17 protein-coding genes are annotated in these 19121 nt (G+C 62.3%); 11 read left to right on the forward strand and 6 right to left on the reverse strand.

The window, feature by feature from the left end; genetic code table 11:
* Positions 1–29 precede the first annotated feature (29 nt).
* The gene (locus tag ACX3YD_RS02910) at positions 30–449 is read right to left on the reverse strand and encodes a hypothetical protein (RefSeq protein WP_047533652.1); all 420 of its coding nucleotides are present in this window, start codon (positions 447–449) and stop codon (positions 30–32) included.
* A gap of 109 nt (positions 450–558) precedes the next feature.
* On the opposite strand from ACX3YD_RS02910, the gene hrpB reads away from it, so the two are divergent.
* The gene (gene hrpB / locus ACX3YD_RS02915) at positions 559–3075 is read left to right on the forward strand and encodes an ATP-dependent helicase HrpB (RefSeq protein WP_458959229.1); all 2517 of its coding nucleotides are present in this window, start codon (positions 559–561) and stop codon (positions 3073–3075) included.
* Positions 3076–3259: 184 nt separating this feature from the next.
* On the opposite strand, the gene ACX3YD_RS02920 is transcribed toward hrpB, so the two are convergent.
* Complete coding sequence (locus ACX3YD_RS02920) at positions 3260–4189, reverse strand: LysR substrate-binding domain-containing protein (RefSeq protein ID WP_047533647.1); 930 nt, start codon at positions 4187–4189, stop codon at positions 3260–3262.
* Between the two features lie 225 nt (positions 4190–4414).
* Here ACX3YD_RS02920 and ACX3YD_RS02925 point away from each other — a divergent pair, with 225 nt between their 5' ends.
* The 5 genes from ACX3YD_RS02925 (at position 4415) to ACX3YD_RS02945 (ending at position 10314) form a co-directional block, all read left to right on the forward strand.
* Positions 4415–5905, forward strand: coding sequence for an aldehyde dehydrogenase (locus ACX3YD_RS02925; RefSeq protein WP_458959230.1), 1491 nt, complete (start codon positions 4415–4417; stop codon positions 5903–5905).
* A gap of 21 nt (positions 5906–5926) precedes the next feature.
* A complete protein-coding gene (locus tag ACX3YD_RS02930) occupies positions 5927–7297 on the forward strand; it encodes an aspartate aminotransferase family protein (RefSeq protein ID WP_448647442.1) in 1371 nt (456 codons plus the stop codon).
* Between the two features lie 393 nt (positions 7298–7690).
* Positions 7691–8677 carry an ABC transporter substrate-binding protein gene (locus ACX3YD_RS02935; RefSeq protein ID WP_103403460.1) on the forward strand — a complete coding sequence of 329 codons (987 nt, stop codon included), beginning with the start codon at positions 7691–7693 and terminating at the stop codon, positions 8675–8677.
* A gap of 9 nt (positions 8678–8686) precedes the next feature.
* Complete coding sequence (locus ACX3YD_RS02940) at positions 8687–9490, forward strand: ABC transporter permease (protein ID WP_047533639.1); 804 nt, start codon at positions 8687–8689, stop codon at positions 9488–9490.
* Positions 9478–10314 (forward strand): ABC transporter ATP-binding protein, encoded by an 837-nt coding sequence (locus ACX3YD_RS02945; protein WP_047533636.1) that lies wholly within the window; start codon positions 9478–9480, stop codon positions 10312–10314. The genes ACX3YD_RS02940 and ACX3YD_RS02945 overlap by 13 nt, the downstream gene beginning before the upstream one ends.
* Positions 10315–10376: 62 nt before the next feature.
* Here ACX3YD_RS02945 and ACX3YD_RS02950 read toward each other — a convergent pair whose 3' ends face one another.
* Both ACX3YD_RS02950 and ACX3YD_RS02955 read right to left on the reverse strand, forming a co-directional pair.
* Positions 10377–11456, reverse strand: a complete 1080-nt coding sequence (locus ACX3YD_RS02950; RefSeq protein WP_458959231.1) for an endonuclease/exonuclease/phosphatase family protein — start codon at positions 11454–11456, stop codon at positions 10377–10379.
* 77 nt (positions 11457–11533) lie between these two features.
* Positions 11534–12208, reverse strand: coding sequence for a YciC family protein (locus tag ACX3YD_RS02955; RefSeq protein WP_103403462.1), 675 nt, complete (start codon positions 12206–12208; stop codon positions 11534–11536).
* Positions 12209–12386: 178 nt separating this feature from the next.
* Between ACX3YD_RS02955 and ACX3YD_RS02960 the strand changes: the two genes are divergently transcribed.
* The 3 genes from ACX3YD_RS02960 to ACX3YD_RS02970 all read left to right on the forward strand — a co-directional run bounded on the left by ACX3YD_RS02960 (position 12387) and on the right by ACX3YD_RS02970 (position 14500).
* Positions 12387–13172 carry a DUF2076 domain-containing protein gene (locus tag ACX3YD_RS02960; RefSeq protein WP_090466925.1) on the forward strand — a complete coding sequence of 262 codons (786 nt, stop codon included), beginning with the start codon at positions 12387–12389 and terminating at the stop codon, positions 13170–13172.
* A gap of 214 nt (positions 13173–13386) precedes the next feature.
* Positions 13387–13866, forward strand: coding sequence for an NYN domain-containing protein (locus ACX3YD_RS02965; protein ID WP_047533625.1), 480 nt, complete (start codon positions 13387–13389; stop codon positions 13864–13866).
* A gap of 22 nt (positions 13867–13888) precedes the next feature.
* On the forward strand, positions 13889–14500 hold the full coding sequence (locus tag ACX3YD_RS02970) for a 3'-5' exonuclease (protein WP_458959232.1): 612 nt from the start codon (positions 13889–13891) through the stop codon (positions 14498–14500).
* Between the two features lie 47 nt (positions 14501–14547).
* Here the strand turns inward: ACX3YD_RS02970 and ACX3YD_RS02975 are convergent, their stop codons facing one another.
* Positions 14548–15000: an Lrp/AsnC family transcriptional regulator gene (locus tag ACX3YD_RS02975; RefSeq protein ID WP_007990688.1), complete on the reverse strand. Its 453-nt coding sequence runs from the start codon at positions 14998–15000 to the stop codon at positions 14548–14550.
* A gap of 164 nt (positions 15001–15164) precedes the next feature.
* On the opposite strand from ACX3YD_RS02975, the gene yedA reads away from it, so the two are divergent.
* Both yedA and ACX3YD_RS02985 read left to right on the forward strand, forming a co-directional pair.
* A complete protein-coding gene (gene yedA / locus ACX3YD_RS02980) occupies positions 15165–16094 on the forward strand; it encodes a drug/metabolite exporter YedA (protein ID WP_103403464.1) in 930 nt (309 codons plus the stop codon).
* A 79-nt stretch (positions 16095–16173) separates the two neighbouring features.
* On the forward strand, positions 16174–17511 hold the full coding sequence (locus ACX3YD_RS02985) for a DEAD/DEAH box helicase (protein ID WP_103403465.1): 1338 nt from the start codon (positions 16174–16176) through the stop codon (positions 17509–17511).
* A gap of 98 nt (positions 17512–17609) precedes the next feature.
* Here the strand turns inward: ACX3YD_RS02985 and ACX3YD_RS02990 are convergent, their stop codons facing one another.
* Complete coding sequence (locus ACX3YD_RS02990; RefSeq protein ID WP_458959233.1) at positions 17610–18851, reverse strand: TIGR03862 family flavoprotein; 1242 nt, start codon at positions 18849–18851, stop codon at positions 17610–17612.
* Positions 18852–19121 lie beyond the last annotated feature (270 nt).

The raw sequence follows: 19121 nt of genomic DNA on the forward strand, positions 1-19121 counted from the left end.
AAGTGCGGCCTTTCCTTGAAATGCACCGATTACGCGGCGGGTTGCAGGCCGAACATGGCCAGTTGCTGGGTGCTGCCCTTGTGCTGGATCAGGCGTGGATCATCCAGCGGGAAGCTGCGGCCCAGTTCACGCTGCAGAATAGTCTGCAACTTGAGGTTATCGACCTTGCCGTCGGCGCCGATGGCGTCCTTGAGCTTTTCCGGATCAACCTGGGCTGTCTTGCCCGGTTCGAAGTAAATCGCGCCGGTGGCGAAGTCCACGGCAAACGCGATCAGGCCGGGAATGATATAGAACAGAAGGCCCACGGCGTCGAGTACGGCAATGGCCGGATCGATCTTGCCGTCGATCTGGCCGCGGCGATCCGGGTAGAAGATCGAACCGCAGGCCGTTACTTGGGTCAGCAGGGTGGCGACCAGAACACCGCCAATCAGGCGAAAGGGAATACGCATATGAAATCTCCTGGGTCATTTCAAAACGAAGCGTCATCGGTATGAATTAGGACCGCAACGAACACTGGGCAGTTCGCCGTTATACTCGCCGCTCTGTTTGGGAGCCAGCATGATTTCTTTGCCGATTGATGAAGTTTTACCCGCCCTGCGTGAAGCCTTGGCGACACGCCACGAAGCCGTGCTCGAAGCACCGCCCGGCGCCGGTAAAACCACCCGCGTGCCCTTGGCCTTGCTCAACGAGTCGTGGCTGGCCGGGCAAACCATCCTGATGCTCGAGCCGCGCCGGTTGGCGGCGCGTGCGGCAGCGGAGCGCCTGGCCAGTGAACTGGGCGAGAAAGTCGGCGAAACCGTGGGTTATCGCATCCGGCTCGACAGCAAGGTCGGTCCCGACACCCGCATCGAAGTGGTCACCGAAGGCATCCTCACTCGGCGCTTGCAGGACGACCCGGCACTGGAAGGCGTGGGCCTGCTGATCTTCGACGAATTTCACGAACGCAGCCTCGACGCCGACCTCGCGTTGGCCCTGAGCCTCAATGGCCGGGAGCTGTTTCGCGACGATCAACCGCTGAAAATCCTGCTGATGTCCGCGACCCTGGAGGGCGAACGCCTGGCCGGGCTGCTGGACGATGCGCCGATCCTGCGCAGCGAAGGGCGCATGTACCCGGTGGCGATGCGTTGGGGGCGGCCATTCCAGGCGGGTGAATTCATCGAGCCACGGCTGGTGCAGACCATTCTCGAAGCCTTGAACGATGAGACCGGCAGCGTGCTGGTGTTCCTGCCCGGACAAGCGGAAATTCGACGCGTGCATCAACAACTGGCCGATGCGCTGGGCGACACCCCTCAGGTGTTGCTCTGTCCGTTGCATGGCGAACTGGACCTGGCCGCGCAACGTGCGGCGATCGACCCGGCGCCGGTGGGCCAACGCAAAGTGGTGCTGGCCACCAACATCGCCGAGACCAGCCTGACCATCGACGGCGTGCGCGTGGTGATTGATGCCGGGTTGGCGCGGGTGCCGCGTTTCGACCCGGGCAGCGGCATGACCCGCCTCGACACCCAACGTATCTCCAAGGCCAGCGCTACCCAGCGTGCGGGCCGCGCCGGGCGACTGGAGCCCGGCGTGTGTTATCGCCTGTGGTCACAGGATCAGCACGAACAACTGGCGGCCTACGGCAGTGCGGAGATCCTTTCGGCGGACCTCGCCGGTCTGGCCTTGCAACTCGGCCGCTGGGGCGTGACGCCCGGGCAATTGGTCTGGCTCGATGTACCCCCCGCCGCCGCGTACGCCCAGGCGCAGGACCTGCTCGAACGCTTGGGCGCACTGGATGGCCAAACGCTGACCCGTCACGGTCAGGCCATGGCCGAGTTGCCGGCGCATCCGCGCATCGCCCATTTGCTGTTGCGCGGCCAGGCCCTGGGTTTGGCAGACATGGCCTGCGATGTCGCGGCGCTGCTTGGCGAGCGCGACATCTTGCGCGGTGCCGGTGCGGATCTGCACAGCCGACTGGTGCTGTTGTCCGGCGAGGCGCGCGCCGCTCGCGGTGCCCAGGGCGGGGTGCAGCGGGCGCGGCAACTGGCGCGGCAATATCGAGGCTATCTGCGCGGCAAGGCAACGCAGCCGGTCAGCGATCCCGATCACCCGCGCTGGCTTGGCGCGCTGCTGGCACTGGCCTATCCCGATCGCGTCGCCCAACAACGACGCGCGGGCGGCGCCGAGTATCGCCTGGCCAATGGCCGCGCAGCCCTGTTCGCCGAAGCGGACAGCCTGATGAAGCAACCCTGGCTGGTGATCGCCGACCTCGGCAGTCGTCAGGGCCAGCGTGAAGAACGGATTTATCTGGCGACGGATTTCGACCCGGCACTGTTCGACTCGGTGCTGGCCGAACAGGTGCGCGTGGTCGATCAACTGGATTGGGACGAACGCGAAGGCGTGTTGCGGGCCGAGCGTCAGCGCAAGGTCGGGGAACTGATTCTCAGCCGCGAACCGCTGACCGGCCTCGATGAAACCGCCCGCAGCCAGGCGCTGGTCAATCTGGTCCGGCGCAAGGGTCTGGAATTGTTGCCGTGGACGCCGGAGTTGCGTCAGTGGCAGGCGCGGGTCGCCTTGTTGCGCCAGTTGGATCTGGCGGGCAAGGGCGAGAGCGAGTGGCCGGATGTCAGCGACGCCGCGTTGCTCAAAAGCCTGGAGCACTGGCTGATGCCGTATCTGGGCAAGGTCTCGCGGCTCAGTCACTTCGCTAACCTGGACCTGTCGAGCATCGTCCATAACCTGTTGCCCTGGCCGTTGCCGCAACGGCTCGACGAGTTGGCACCGCATCATTTGAGCGTGCCTTCAGGCTCGTCGATCCGTCTGGATTACAGCGAACAACCGCCGATTCTGGCGGTGCGCCTGCAGGAGCTGTTTGGCCTGGCCGAGACCCCGCGCATCGCCGGTGGCCGGCAGGTGGTCAAGCTGCATCTGTTGTCCCCGGCGCGGCGGCCGGTGCAGGTGACGCAAGACCTGGCGAACTTCTGGCGCAGCACCTACGCCGAAGTGAAGAAGGACTTGAAGGGGCGCTACCCGAAACACTACTGGCCAGATGATCCGCTGGTGGCCGAAGCGACCGCACGGATCAAGCCGCGTAAGTAGGCGCTGGCTTGCCAGCGAAGGCGGCATCAAGGTCGGTGCAAGTCTCCACGGCCCTTTCGCCGGCAAGCCGGCTGCTACAGATGGCGTTCGCCGAACCACCACAGAACTTGTGGGAGCTGGCTTGCCAGCGAAGGCGTCCTGCAAAACACCACAGATTCCAAACCCTTCGCCAGCAAGCTGGTGCCTACAGGGTCGGGTGTGTTTTTTCGGATTTTTCGGTGAGCTGCTCGCGGCAGTAATCGGCGAACAGCTGCGCCGGTTTGGTCAATTGGCCGCGTTTCAACCACGCCGCCACCAGTCCTGACCCCGTGACGTCTTCGACAATGTCCACGCACACCACTTTTTGCCCGTCATAGGTGCACTCCGAATGCGGCCGCGTGACCAGGATCGAGAAGCCAAACCCTTGCCCGACCATTCCTCGCACCATCTCGATCGACGGTGAGCTGAAGGCAATGTGCGGCGTCAGGCCCAGTTCCTCGAACAGGCTGACGAAGTAGGTCCGGCTCGGCTGTACATCCAGCAGAATCATCGGCTCCAGGCACAGGTCGCGCAGCGACACTTGCTTCAACTGGGCAAAGCGATGATCCGCCGGCAGCAAGGCATAAGGGCGTTGCGCCGGCATCAGGGGTTCGGTCTGGATGGTGGCGTCCAGGTCGTGCTCATAGAGAATCGCCAGATCGAAGGTGCCCGAGGTCAGGCCTTGCACCAACTCCTGCTGCTCACCGTCGCGGATCCGGATTTTTACCCCCGGGTACAGTGCCGAAAACCCCGCAATCAGCTTTGGCAAATACAGCGGTGCGACGGTTTCGAAGCAGCCGATATCGATTTGCCCGGCCACCACGTCGTTATCGGCCAGAGCGTTCTGTTCGAACTCCTTGGCCATGCGCAGCAGTTCCTGGGCCTTGCGGTAGAAGCGCGCGCCGCTGGGCGTCAGGGAGACGCCCTGGGCGTGATGGCGGATCAGCAGTTGCACGCCGAAGCTGTCCTCCAGGCCTTTGATCGCCGTGGAGATCGCCGGTTGGGCGATATACAACTTGCGCGAAGCCTCGGCGACGCTGCCGCAATCGACGGTGGTAATGAAGTACTTCAATTGACGCAGGTTGTAGGCGGCCACGACAAACCTCGGGACGGACGGGTAAGGCATCCAAGCAATTTACGCACCGCCCGTATCCCTTCAGGCGAAGTTTTTGTCGCGTTTGAACAATAACCACAAGCGGCGCGACCAGGGAGATTGGCTACCCAGTTTTTTCATCGTCTGCGAAGACATTTTTACTATTTTTCCTCGACACGGGCCTGGGCCACCATCCATGCACAAGAAAAGCCCCTGGAGCATCTGAACGTGTTCGAGCTTGCATATTGGCAAAACAAGGCCGCTGCGCTGCGGCTACCCGACCAGGCCGTGATCGACGGTCAATCCCGTGCGGCGCAGTCGGGACAGACATTCGCGGCCATTAACCCCGCCACTGGCCAGTGCCTGGCCAACGTGGCGGCTTGCGGTGACGAGGACGTCGACGCAGCGGTGCGCAACGCGCGGCAGGTGTTCGAAGCCGGCACTTGGGCGGCGCGTTCGCCGAGCGAGCGCAAGCAGGTGCTGTTGCGCCTGGCGGATCTGATTCTGGCCCATCGCGAAGAACTGGCGCTGCTCGATTCGTTGAACATGGGCAAACCCGTCATGGACGCCTACAACATTGACGTGCCGGGCGCCGCCGGGGTGTTGCGCTGGTACGCCGAGAGCCTCGACAAACTCTACGATCAGGTCGCCCCCAGCGCACAGAACGTGCTGGCGACCATCACCCGCGAAGCGTTGGGCGTGGTCGCGGCCGTGGTGCCCTGGAACTTCCCGCTGGACATGGCCGCGTGGAAACTCGCGCCAGCCCTGGCGGCGGGCAATTCGGTGATCCTCAAGCCGGCCGAGCAGTCGCCGTTCTCCGCGCTGCGTCTGGCCGAGCTGGCGCTCGAAGCCGGCCTGCCGGCCGGTGTGCTCAACGTGTTGCCGGGGCTTGGCGAACAGACCGGTAAAGCCCTCGGCCTGCACCCGGACGTCGATTGCCTGGTGTTCACCGGCTCCACCGAGGTCGGCAAATACTTCATGCAGTACTCGGCGCAATCGAACCTGAAACAGGTGTGGCTGGAGTGCGGCGGCAAGAGTGCGAACCTGGTGTTCGCCGACTGTCAGGACCTGGATCTGGCGGCGCAGAAGGCGGCGTTCGGCATCTTCTTCAATCAGGGTGAAGTCTGTTCCGCCAACTCGCGGTTGCTGGTGCAGCGCTCGATTCACGATGAATTCGTCGAGCGACTCAAGGCCCAGGCCGAGTGCTGGCAGCCGGGCAATCCCCTGGACCCGTCGAGCGCTGCCGGTGCCATCGTCGACAGCCGCCAGACGGCACGCATCATGACGTTCATCCAGCAGGCCGAGCGGCAGGGCGCGACCCGCGTTTGTGGCGGCCGGCAGTCGATCTTCAATGGTTCCGACAACTTCATCCAGCCGACCATTTTTACCGGGGTGAGCCCGGACATGCCGCTGTTTCGCGATGAGGTGTTCGGCCCGGTGCTGGCGGTCACGGCGTTCGATGACGAGGCCCACGCCTTGCAACTGGCCAACGACAGCGTCTACGGTCTGGCGGCGTCGCTGTGGACCGACGACCTCAATCGCGCCCACCGCGTGGCGCGACAATTGCGAGCCGGTACCGTGTCGGTCAACAGCGTCGATGCGCTGGACGTGACCGTGCCTTTCGGCGGTGGCAAACAGTCCGGTTTTGGCCGTGACCTGTCGCTGCACTCATTCGATAAATACACCCAGTTGAAGACCACCTGGTTTCAATTGCGCTGATAACAAAACGGAGAACTGGCGATGACCACCCCACGTGACACCCGCGACTACCAGGCCGCCGACGCCGCGCACCACATCCACGCATTCGTCGATCAAAAGGCACTCAACGATGAAGGACCTCGGGTGATGGTCCGTGGCGAGCGCCTGCACCTGTGGGACAACGACGGTCGGCGTTATCTCGACGGCATGTCCGGGCTGTGGTGCACCAACCTCGGCTACGGGCGCAAGGACCTGGCGTTGGCGGCGAGCCAGCAGCTGGAACAGCTGCCGTACTACAACATGTTTTTCCACACCACTCACCCGCAGGTGATCGAGCTTTCCGAGCTGTTGTTCAGCCTGTTGCCGGGTCACTACAGCCACGCGATCTACACCAACTCAGGCTCCGAAGCCAACGAAGTGTTGATCCGCACGGTGCGGCGTTATTGGCAGGTGCTCGGCAAGCCCGAGAAGAAAATCATGATCGGCCGCTGGAACGGCTACCACGGTTCGACCCTGGCCGCGACGGCGCTCGGTGGCATGAAGTTCATGCACGAAATGGGCGGCATGATCCCCGACATCGAGCACATCGACGAGCCGTATTTCTTCGCTCACGAAGGTAACCTGACGCCGGCCGAATTCGGTCTGCGCGCGGCGCAGCAACTGGAAGCGAAGATTCTCGAGCTGGGCGCGGACAAGGTTGCCGGCTTCATCGCCGAACCGTTCCAGGGCGCGGGCGGCATGATCTTCCCGCCGGAAAGCTACTGGCCGGAAATCCAGCGCATCTGCCGCAAATACGACGTGCTGTTGTGTGCCGACGAAGTGATTGGCGGCTTCGGGCGTACCGGCGAATGGTTCGCCCACGAGTACTTCGGTTTCGAGCCGGACACCCTGTCCATCGCCAAGGGCCTGACCTCGGGCTACATCCCGATGGGAGGCCTGGTGCTGTCGAAAAAAATGGCCCAGGTACTGGTGGAGCAGGGCGGGGTGTTCGCCCACGGCCTGACCTATTCCGGGCACCCGGTGGCGGCGGCGGTGGCGATTGCCAACCTCAAGGCATTGCGCGATGAAGGGGTGGTGACGCGGGTCAAGGATGACATCGGTCCGTACCTGCAACAGTGCCTGCGCGAGGTGTTCGGCAATCACCCGCTGGTGGGCGATATCCAGGGCACGGGCATGGTGGCGGCACTGCAATTGGCCGAAGACAAGACCAGCCGCAAACGCTTTGCCAACGAGAACGACATCGCCTGGCGTTGCCGCACGATTGGCTTTGAAGAAGGGGTGATCATTCGTTCGACGCTGGGGCGGATGATCATGGCGCCAGCGTTGATTGCCAGTCGTGAAGAGATTGACGAGCTGGTGGGCAAGACCCTGAAAGCGGTGGATCGTACGGCGCAGGAATACGGCCGGCTCTAACACCGCCTGAAGGTCCTGCGGACCTTATCGCGGGCAAGCCACGCTCCCACAGGTTATGTGTCGTGCTTAAACGTGCGACCGACACATGACCTGTGGGAGCGGGCTTGCCCGCGATTGCTTTTGCCCATTCAACTCCCCTTTCATTTTTGCACCCGCCCCGTGCACCCCCTCCAACGCTGCCCTTTTTCCGCGCACGCTACCCAGTTTTTTCATCGTTCCCATCGACATATTTCCTCATTTTCCTGAGCCCTGCCTTGGGCCAACATCGACTTCGCCAGTCAGCCCCATGCTGCCCAACCAAAGGTCCGTCAGAGATCGCCGGTGGCAGCTGATGTTCAGGGCCGCTGGCCGTACTGCCCATCAAAACTAAATCAACAGCTTTGGGAGTGCCCTATGATCAAGTCCTTGCTTACCCGCGTTACTTATCCACTGGCGGTCACCGCCATCGCCGCGACGGTCGCCACCAGCGCCCAGGCCGGCACCCTGTCCATCGGTCACACCACCTGGGTCGGTTACGGCACCCTCTACCTGGCCCAGGACCTGGGCTACTTCAAGGAAAACGGTTTGACCGTGGAACTGCCCGTCGTCGAAGAGGCTTCGATGTACATGGCTGCGCAAGCGTCGGGCGAGTTGTCGGGCTCGGCTTCGACCATCGACGAAGTGCTGAAATACCGTCCGCAATTCTGCTTCAAGGCGGTGGCCGCGCTGGATGACAGCCATGGTGGCGACGGCGTGCTGGTGGGCAAGGACGTCAAGAGCCTGCAAGAGCTCAAGGGCAAGGCCGTGGCGGTCAACGAAGGCTCGACCTCGCAGTTCTGGTTGTCTTACCTGCTGAAAAAACATGGCATGACCATGAGCGACATCACTGTGCAGAACATGACGGCTGACGACGCCGCCACCGCCTTCATCGCCGGTCGCGTGCCCGCCGCCGTGACCTGGGAGCCGCACCTGTCGATGGTCCGCGACAAGCAACAGGGCAAGGTGCTGATCGACAGCAGCAGCACGCCGGGCGTGATCGTCGACGTGGTGGCACTCAACTGCACCGTCATCGAAAAACAACCGGAAGACGTCAAGGCCCTGGTGGCCGGTCTGTACAAAGCGGTGCAGTACACCAAGGACCACCCGGAGCAGGCCTACACCATCATGGCCAAGGGCGTCGGCGGCTACCTTGCCGATCCGAAGGAGCTGGCGGCGGCCGCAAAAGGCGTGCGCTTCTACGATCAGGCCATGAGCGAAAAACTGCTCGGCTCGCCGGGCAAGCCGGGTGACAGCGAACCGCTGATCAAACTGGCCAACGAGACCGCCAGCGAGTTGCAGGGCAAGCCTTACAACGTCAGCAATGACGACCTGATCGACAACCGTTTCGTCAGTCCGCTCTAGGAGGTTTGCATGTTCAAGCGCAATTCATGGCTGAGCCGCTGCATCACGCCCAAGACCGGCCTGCCGGTGTCGGTGATCTGGAGTGCGAGCGGCCTGGCCTGGGTCTTGTTGGTCGGCCTCTGGGCCGGCTTGTCCTACGGCGGCGTGGTGCCGGGCATGTTCCTGCCGACACCGGGCGCCGTGGTCGAGGCCGCCGTGCGCCTGGGTCGTGACGGCACGCTCGGCCAGCATGTCTGGGCCAGCGTCGAAGTGGTGATGGTCGGTTTTATTGTCTCGTCCCTGGTCGCCGTGCCGCTGGGGTTGCTGATGGGCAGCTTCCGCATCGTCCAGGCGTTCCTTGAGCCGATGGTCAACTTCATCCGTTATCTGCCGGTTACGTCCTTCGTGCCGCTGTTCATTCTGTGGATCGGCATCGGTCTGGAGCAGCGGGTGTCGGTGATTATCTTCGGCGTGTTCTTCCAGCAACTGGTGATGATCGCGGATGTGTCCAAGGGCATCTCCAAGGACTTGATCAACGCCTCCTACACCCTTGGCTCGAACCGTCGTGACGCCGTGCTGCACGTAATTGCCCCGGCGTCCTTGCCGGGCGTGCTCGACACCCTGCGCGTGACCATGGGCTGGGCCTGGACTTACCTGGTCGTCGCTGAACTGGTCGCGGCCTCCAGTGGCCTGGGTTACCTGAGCCTCAAAGCCATGCGCGGCTTTCAGGTGGATGTGATTTTCCTGGCCATCGCGATCATCGGCCTGCTGGGCCTCGCGACCGATCAACTGTTCCGCTTCCTACGTCTGAGGATCACCGCATGGGCTCAGTAACCGCTGCCAATCATCGATTCGCCACCCCTCAGGCCACTGCGGTGCAGGCCGCGCCACGACTGCAAGTGGACAAGGTCAGCCTGCGTTACAAGAAACCCGATGGCGGCACGTTTACCGCGCTGGAAGAGGTGTCTTTCGACGTGCCGGATCAGCAATTTGCTGTGCTGGTCGGCCCTTCGGGGTGCGGCAAGTCGAGCCTGCTGTACCTCACCGCCGGCCTCAACGAGCCCACTTCGGGCGAGATTTATGTGGGGGGCCAGCAAGTGCAGGGGCCCGGTGCGGATCGCGGCATGGTGTTCCAGAGCTACACGCTGTTCCCGTGGCTGACCGTGCGCCAGAACGTCGAGTTCGGACTCAAGCGGCGTGGCATGCCGGCGGCGCAACGCAAGGACATTGTCGACTACTACGTCAACGAAGTCGGCCTGAGCAACTTCGCCGACAACTACGCCAAGCAGTTGTCCGGCGGCATGATGCAGCGTGTGGCGATCGCTCGCGCGCTGGCCAACGACCCGCAGATTTTGCTGATGGACGAACCCTTCGGTGCCCTCGACAGCCAGACGCGCCTGCAAATGCAGCAGCTGCTGTTGCGGGTCTGGGGCCACAGCAAGAAAACCGTGTTGTTCGTGACCCATGACATCGACGAAGCGATTCTGCTGGGTGACCGGGTCTATGTGATGGGCGCACGGCCCGGGCGGATCAAGCAGATTCTCGACGTGCCGATCGAGCGCCCACGCACGCTGGACATGGTCATGGAACACTCGTTCATTGACATGAAACGCAAGATTTTCGGCTTGCTGCATGACGACCTGGAAGAGGTGCATTGATGCACGTTCTTTGTGGGAGCGAGCTGGCTCCCACAGGGGCGGTGTTGGCCTGGAGTCTGGCGCTATGGCGCTGCCGGCAGCAGGAACCGGGCGATCACCGGCAAGTGATCGGAGATGCGTAATGTATCGTCCTGTCGCACCCTCGCTTCGACCCGTTTGATGCGCGGGCTGTAAAACAGGAAGTCGACAGTCCGGTCCGGGCCGCTCACGTTCGTATCGTTCGGGTAGTGCGTCAGCCAGCGCGCGCGGTCGATGCCACTGGCTTCGTTGTTGGTGGGGATCATCGGGTATTTGTCCCACAGCACATGCAAGGCGCTGTCGGAGGAATAGGGCGTGCGTTGCTCGCTGGGCAGGCGCTGGTATTGACCCAGGGGCAGGAGGTTGAAGTCGCCGCCGATCAGCCACGGCGTGCCACGGCTTTCGAATTTGTCGAGGACCTTGGCCACGGCCGAGACTTGCGCTTGCAGGGTTTCGTCGGGTTGGGTCGCACGGTCCAGATGGGTGTTGAGGACCGCCATCTGGCCGCCGTCGCTCAACGGCAGGTAGGTCAGCAACAAGGCGTTTTTCGGCTTGAACTGACGGCTGATCAGGTTGACCTCCGACACGGGCAATTGCAGGCGCTCGGCGTGTTCGATCTCGTAGCGGCTCAAGGTCGCCAGTTGCCGGCCAACGCTGCCGAAAATGTGCGGATCAGGGATGAAGTCGGCTTTCCAGTCGAACGCGTGGGCACTGCATGGATAGAGGTCGGCGACCCGCTCCTGCAAGAGCTTGAGCTGATTCTGGTAGCCGCTGGCCTTGGCGCCGTCATCGAGTTCCTGCAACAGCACGATGTCTGGTTGCTCGTCACGAATCACCCGCGCCACCTCATCGAGGCTGAAGGCCATGTCGTCGGCGGTGGGGGCTTCATCGGCGCCGGCCGCCAGGTCGTTCCAGAACACGTAGCGCTTGCCCGCCAGGTACTGGACGTTCCAGGTCATCACCTTCAGCGCCTGGCCAGGTGCGACGGTGGGGGGCTGAGTACTGCAACTGACCGGCAGCACCTCCCTGGCGTCAGGACGCCAGGTCAGGCTGTAGACCATCGCGCCTGCCAGGGCGATCACAATCAACAATCCCAGCAGGGTGTAGCGCAATGGTCGGGTCATGGCTCGGCTTATTATCTTATTATTGTGTTACGAGGATAGACCCCGAGCATACCCGACTGACAAGCCATCGCCCACGGTCAGCGTGGTCCATCGATTTTTTCCGGCGTATCGCCGATCAGCATGAACAGGCGGAACAGCACCACGCTGGTGAACAGCTGCAGGAAGCTGTGGGCACTGTCGATCAACAGCGAGATCACCGGGTTCTGCGGGTCGGGATACACCGCCAGCGTCGCGCCCTTGAGCACCCACAACGGCCCCATCACGCACAGAATGCACACCAGGATGCGCATGAAGTGCCCGCGGGTCAGGCGCAGGCTTTCCTTCATCGCCGCCAGCGGGGCCAGGCCACGCAGCACCAGCAGGTATTCGCCGAAAGCCAGGGTCACCATCAGCCAGATGCCCGGCAGGAAATACAGCGACAGGCCGAGCAGTATCAGCACGGTATTGAGGGCTGTCAGCAAGGCAAAGCGCGGCCACAGGTAGGCGGACCTTGTCAGCAAATCGCGGTTACGGGGCGATTCCCCACGGCTGCGGGCATCGAGAAACAGAATCAGCGCGGCGGTGTACAGCGGATAGATCAGCAAACCGACGATCACGCTGATGCCTGGAAAACTGTCGGGCTCGGTCGAATGGTCGACCACTTGTTGCAGCAGGGCCTCGATGATCACCAGCGGCAGGCACAGTTGCACAATCTGGCCCAGATTGCGTTTGAAGAAGTACAGGGAGTCACGCAGTACGTCGAACGGATTCATCAGTCGGTATCGCAGGTTGAAAGCAGTGGTCCACTTTAACCGATGATGTGCACAAGGGCACAAACGTAAACGTTCGGTAAAGGTCATTGAAACAACTTGTTTCAGCCTCCATTAAGGTCAGGCACCTTATCCTCGGTGGATACAGGCAACGATTTTCCCGGCAATCTAAGAGGTCGCCATGAACAGCGAAGAACAAACCCTGATCGATGGACTGTTTTCCCGGCTGCAACAGGCCGAAACGAACTCAGCCCCGCGCGACGCCCAGGCCGAGGCGCGGATCAAGGAACACCTGACTCGCCAGCCCGCAGCGGGTTATTTCATGACCCAGGCGATTCTGGTGCAAGAGGCGGCGATCAAGAGCCTCGACGAGCAGAACAAGCAACTGACGGCACAAATCCAGCAATTGCAGGCCGAACTGCAGCAGGCCAAGGCGCAGACAGCGGCGCCGGCCCCAAGCAGTGGCGGCTTTCTGTCGAGCATCTTTGGTGGCAGCGCCCGCGACCCGCAGCCGGCGCCCAGCCAAAGCGCACCGGTATCGAGTGGTGGCGGCTGGCGCGAGCCAGGGCGGTCGTCGTTCGGTGGCCAACCGCCGCAGCAAAACTACGGTGCTCCGCAGCAGGGCTTTGCGCAGCAGGGTTATGCGCCGCAGCAGCAGGCTCCGGCAGCGGCCGGCAGCAGTTTCCTCGGTGGCGCGCTGAAAACCGCCGCGGGCGTCGCGGGTGGCGTAATGCTGGCGCAAGGCATCAGCAGCCTGTTCCATAACAATCAGCAACCGCAGGAAATCGTCGAAGTCATCAAGGAAGAGCCGGCCCAGGTCAGCGACCAGAGCAACAATGGCTGGGGCGATGACCAGCGTATGGCGGGTAACGATTCCTACAGTAACGACCAGGGCGGCTTTACTGACGCCGACTACAACGATGACAGCTCATCGTTCTTCGGCGGCGACGACGACTCTTTCGTCTGACCCTTCTGTTGCACCTGACCTGTGGCGAGCTCGCTCGCCACAGGTGTTATTCCAAAGGTGTCACTCCTCAACGTTGCCCATTCCACAGGTGCCATTCGTCCGAGGCGTCCGGATGCCTCGGGCCGATTATTCGCGGAATACGCCTTCAGACTGGCATACTGGGCGACTTTTCGGGCCTGGTGCCTGATCCTGCCTGCGCCCAAGGGGATGTGCGGTGAAAAAAATCGCAGTGTTCGCCGATGTCCAGAACCTCTACTACACCGTGCGTCAGGCTTACGGTTGCCACTTCAATTACGCCGCGCTCTGGGCTGAAATCAGCAAGCAGGGGCAGATTGTCGAGGCCTACGCCTACGCCATCGATCGCGGCGACAGCAAACAGCAGCAGTTCCAGCAGATCCTGCGCAATCTCGGGTTCACCGTGAAGCTCAAGCCTTTCATCCAGCGCAGCGACGGTTCGGCCAAGGGCGACTGGGACGTGGGCATCACCCTCGACATCATGGACGCCGCCGACCATGTCGACGAAGTGGTGCTGGCCTCCGGCGACGGTGATTTCGACATGCTGCTTGAGCGCATCATCAGCAAGCACGGCGTGCAAGCGGTGGCCTACGGCGTGCCGGGCCTGACCGCCAACTCGCTGATCCGCGCGGCCAGTCGCTACGTGCCGATCGAAGGTGCGCTGCTGCTCAAGAATTGATTTTTACGGAGTTGAAACAGGTTTGGAACGCATAGCAGTCATCGACTTTGAAACCACCGGGATCTCCCCGAGCAGCAACTGCCGGGCCACGGAAATTGCCGTGGTGATCCTTGAACAGGGGCGCATCGTCGAGCGTTACCAGAGCCTGATGAATGCCGGCGTGCGAGTCCCGGCCTTCATCGAACAACTCACCGGCATCAGCAACGCCATGCTGCGCACCGCGCCATCGTCCGAGCAGGTCATGAACGAGGTCAACGAATTCGTTGGCGCCATACCATTGCTGGCGCACAACGCCGCGTTCGACCAAAAATTCTGGGATTTCGAGCTCGGGCAGATCAAACGCATGCGTTTGCAGAGCTTCGCCTGTTCGCTGCTGTTGGCTCGGCGCCTGATGCCGGCCGCGCCCAACCACAAACTTGGCACCCTCACCACTTTTGCCAATCTGCCCCACACCGGCAAGGCCCACCGGGCCATGGCGGACGCGGAAATGGCCGCCAACCTTACGGTGCACCTGGCCGAAGAACTGCGCCAGAAACACGGCGTGCGCGAGTTGTCCCACGACCTGCTGTGCAAGTTGCAGAAAGTGCCGGCGGCAAAAGTGGGCGAACATCTGAAGCGCTATCGCGGCTTCTGACTACACCGCAGATCCCCTGTAGGAGCCGGCTCGCTCCTACAGGTTGTTCACTTTCCATTGCCCTCGATGTGCCCCAGCGGCACGCGCTTCTCTATCGCGCTCGACAACACAATCGACGTCTTGCTGAAGCCGAACGTGGCGATCCGGTTGATCAACTCTTCCAGCTCCGGCATCGAACCCACCGCCGCCTGCATGATCACGCAGGGATCGCCCGTCACCCGGTGGCATTCAGTCAACTGTGGGATTTTGATCAGGTCGTCGTAGGCTTTCTGGTTACCGTGTTGGTTCAGGCGCAGTTCGATCACGCACTGGATGGGCAAGCCCAGCTTGGCCATGTCGACTTTCGCCTGATAACCGGTGATCACGCCACTGGCTTCGAGCTTGGCCACGCGTTCGGCCACGGCGGGGGCGGACAGGTTGACCTTGCGCGCCAGGTCGGCGTAGGACGCGCGACCGTTTTCCAGCAGGGCGCTGAGCAGCATGCGGTCGTATTTATCCACGGGGCGACTCCTGAAAAGGGCTGACTTTCGAAACAACGGTATATAGCGCTGAACTCCGTGTTTTGAAAAGTGTACCGGCGCTTTAAAAAGGTTTTGTAGCTTATTTTCTGCTGTCAGCCTTTCTAGAATAGCGGCTCACTTGTCTTGCCTGTGAGCTGCCCCCCATGCCTGGCCTACGTCGTTTTCCCTTACCGCTGATCGCCGCCTTCTTCGCCTTGTACGTGATTTGGGGCTCGACCTACCTGGTGATCCGCATCGGCGTGGCGTATTGGCCGCCGCTGCTGCTGGCCGGGATTCGCTTCGTCATTGCCGGGAGCTTGATGTATGCCTTCCTGCGTTGGCGCGGGGCACCGGCACCGACCTGGGCGCAATGGAAAGCCGCCGGCATTATCGGGGTGTTACTGCTGGCTTGCGGCAACGGCGGGGTCAGCCTCGCCGAGCACACGGGCGTGGCCTCAGGTGTCGCCGCCCTGGCGGTGGCGACGGTGCCGTTGTTCACCTTGCTCTGTGGCTACTTGTGGGGCGCGCGCAATACCCGTCTCGAATGGGCCGGGATTGTCCTCGGGCTGATCGGTATCGCCATGCTCAACCTGGGTTCCAACCTGCAATCGAGCCCCTTGGGCGCCGCGTTGTTGATCTTTGCAGCGGCGACCTGGGCCTTCGGTTCGGTGTGGAGCAAACACTTGCCATTGCCTCAGGGCGCCATGGCCAGTGCCGTGGAAATGCTGGTGGGCGGGGTGGTGTTGCTGATCGGCAGTGCCGTGAGCGGCGAGCACCTGGAACAGATGCCGCCGATCGAAGGCTGGGCCGCGCTGGCGTACCTGACCGTGTTCGGTTCGATCATCGCCTTCAACGCCTACATGTATCTGTTGAAACACGTGCGCCCGGCGGCGGCCACCAGTTATGCCTACGTCAACCCGGCGGTGGCGGTGTTGCTGGGGATCGTGTTTGTCGGCGAGACCATCGGTATCGAAGAAGGGCTGGCGATGCTGGTGATCATCAGTGCCGTGGTGTTGATCGGTCTGCCGCAGTGGCGCCGTTCGCCACCGCAGCCGGTGGTGAAGGCAGTGCCGACAGAATCCCGTGTGAATTAGGGTAAACTGCGCGCCATTGCACATTTGTTTTGCACACTTGTTTTGCACAACCCGCGCTGAATTTTCCTACGGTACTCCCATGACTTTCGCCTCCCTTGGCCTGATCGAACCCTTGCTGCGCTCCCTTGAGAAGCTTGGCTACCAGACTCCGACGCCGGTTCAGGCGCAAGCCATACCGGCGGTGCTGGCCGGTCGCGACCTGATGGCCGCCGCCCAGACCGGCACCGGCAAGACCGCCGGTTTCGCGCTGCCGCTCCTGCAATTGCTGGCCATGGAAGGGCCGAAAGTCACCGCCAACTCGGTGCGCGCGCTGATCCTGGTGCCCACCCGCGAACTGGCCGAGCAAGTTCACGAAGCCGTGCGCCAGTACGCCGAGAACCTGCCACTGCGCACCTACGCGGTGTACGGCGGCGTCAGCATCAACCCGCAAATGATGAAGCTGCGCAGCGGTGTCGATCTGCTGGTGGCGACCCCGGGCCGTTTGCTCGACCTGTTCCGCCAGAACGCGCTGAAGTTCAACCAGCTGCAAACCCTGGTGCTGGACGAAGCCGACCGGATGCTCGACCTGGGCTTTTCCGAAGAACTGGCGAACATTTACCGCGCATTGCCGAAGAAACGTCAGACGCTGCTGTTCTCCGCGACTTTCTCCGACGACATCCGCCTGCTGGCCGGGCAAATGCTCAACGACCCGCAGACCATCGAAGTCAGCCCGCGCAACGTGGCCGCCAACACCGTCAAGCAATGGGTGGTGACGGTGGACAAGAAGCGCAAGCCAGAGCTGTTCGTGCACTTGATGCGCAAGGGCAAGTGGAAGCAAGTGCTGGTGTTCGCCAAGACCCGCAATGGCGTGGATGCGTTGGTCGAGAAGCTGCAGGGCCTGGGCATCAACGCCGACGGCATCCACGGCGACAAACCCCAGGCGACCCGCCAGCGTGCGCTGGACCGTTTCAAGGCGAGCGAAGTGCAGATCCTGGTCGCCACCGACGTTGCGGCCCGTGGTCTGGATATCGAAGACTTGCCGCTGGTGGTCAATTTCGACTTGCCGATCGTCGCCGAGGACTACATCCACCGCATCGGCCGTACCGGCCGCGCGGGCTCGACCGGCGAGGCGATTTCCCTGGTGTGTGCCGATGAAGTGAACCTGCTCTCGGCCATCGAGATGCTCACCCGCCAGACCTTGAAGCGTCAGAACGAACCGGACTTCGAGCCTGAGCACCGGGTGCCTGACACCGATGCCAGTGGCCAGGTGATCAAGAAACCGAAAAAGCCTAAGAAGCCGAAAGCTTCGGGTGGTGGCGGCAAGCGCAACCTTGGCAAGTGGGTGGATAGCGGGGAAGTCGCACCAGCAGAACCTTCGGTCAAGCCTGTGCGCAAGGTGCCGGTGTTCAATACCGGGCCGCGCAAGCGTAAGCCTTGATTAACGGCGGCGTCTGCTAAGCCGTCATCGCCAGCAGGCTGGCTCCCACAGGTGTTTCCTGTGGGCGCCGGCCTGCTGGCGATGGGGCTACTCGGTCTTCAGCCCTTGCGCTGCAACCACTCAATCATCCCCAACCCCGCCGCCCGCCCACTGGCGAAACACGCGGTCAGCAGATAGCCGCCCGTCGGCGCCTCCCAATCCAGCATTTCCCCTGCGCAGAAAACCCCAGGCAACTGCTTGAGCATCAAGCGTTCATCCATCGCTTCGAACAACACACCGCCCGCACTGCTGATGGCTTCGTCCAATGGCCGGGTTTTCACCAGTGTCAGTGGCAATGCCTTGATGGCCTGGGCCAGCAAAGCCATGTCCGTGAAGGTTTCGGCAGAGGTCAGTTCGCGCAGCAGCGCGGCTTTCACCCCATCGATGCCCAACTGACTGTGCAGGTGTTTGGCCATCGAGCGTGAGCCGCGCGGCTTGCTCAATGCCGACTGCACTTTATCCACAGGCCGGCCGGGCAGAAGGTCGATATGAATAGTCGCCGAGCCGTGCCGGTTGATCGCTTCGCGGATCGGTGCCGACAGGGCATAGATCAGGCTGCCTTCGATGCCGGTGGCGGTCATTACGCATTCGCCGAGGCGCGGCACGTCGTCGTTGAGGCCGATGGCGATGTTTTTCAGCGGGCTGCCGGCGAATTTGCTGACCATCAATTCGCTCCAGGCCTGCACCTCGAAGCCACAATTACTCGGTTGCAGCGGTGCCAGTCCTACACCGCGTTGCTCCAGTGGTCGCATCCAGGCGCCGTCCGAACCCAGGCGCGCCCAACTGCCGCCACCGAGCGCCAGCAGGGTGGCGTCGGCCTGAACGGTTTTTTCGCCTTCGGGGCTGTCGATGCGCAAACCGCCGTTTTCATTCCAGCCCAGCCAGCGATGGCGTGTGTGGATAACGACGCCGCCGTCACGTAGACGCTTGAGCCAGGCACGGAGCAGCGGCGCGGCTTTCATGTCGGTCGGAAAGACCCGGCCCGAGCTGCCGACGAAGGTGTCGATGCCCAGGTCCTGAATCCACTGGCACAGGGCTTCGGCGCCGAAACCGCGCAGCAGCGGGGCGATCTGCGGTGCCCGTTCGGCATAGCGCGAAAGGAACGCCGGGTAGGCTTCGGAGTGGGTGATGTTCATGCCACCGACACCGGCCAGCAGGAATTTTCTACCCACCGAAGGCATGCCGTCGTACAGATCGACCTTGATCCCGGCCTGACTCAACACTTCAGCCGCCATCAGGCCGGCGGGACCGCCACCGATGATGGCGACGTGAGAGGTGGAGGGTGTCGAGGGTCGGGTCATGGGCTGCGCTGCGGTCTGGCGGAATGAAGGCAGGCATTCTAGCAGCCAAAATCCCTGTGGGAGCGGGCTTGCCCGCGATGGCGGAGTGTCAGTCACCGAAGAGGGTGAAGGTGCCGGCCTCATCGCGGGCAAGCCCGCTCCCACGGGGACTGTATGGGGTTTGAAAGGGTGGTTAAAAAATGATCATTAGTCTGTAGCCCACACCCCGCATGGGCTGCGGTCGCTTTCACTCAGGTTATCCACAGGCAGCTCCACAGGCATTGTGGGTAA

It is taken from the genome of Pseudomonas fluorescens group sp. PF-1, assembly GCF_054481335.1.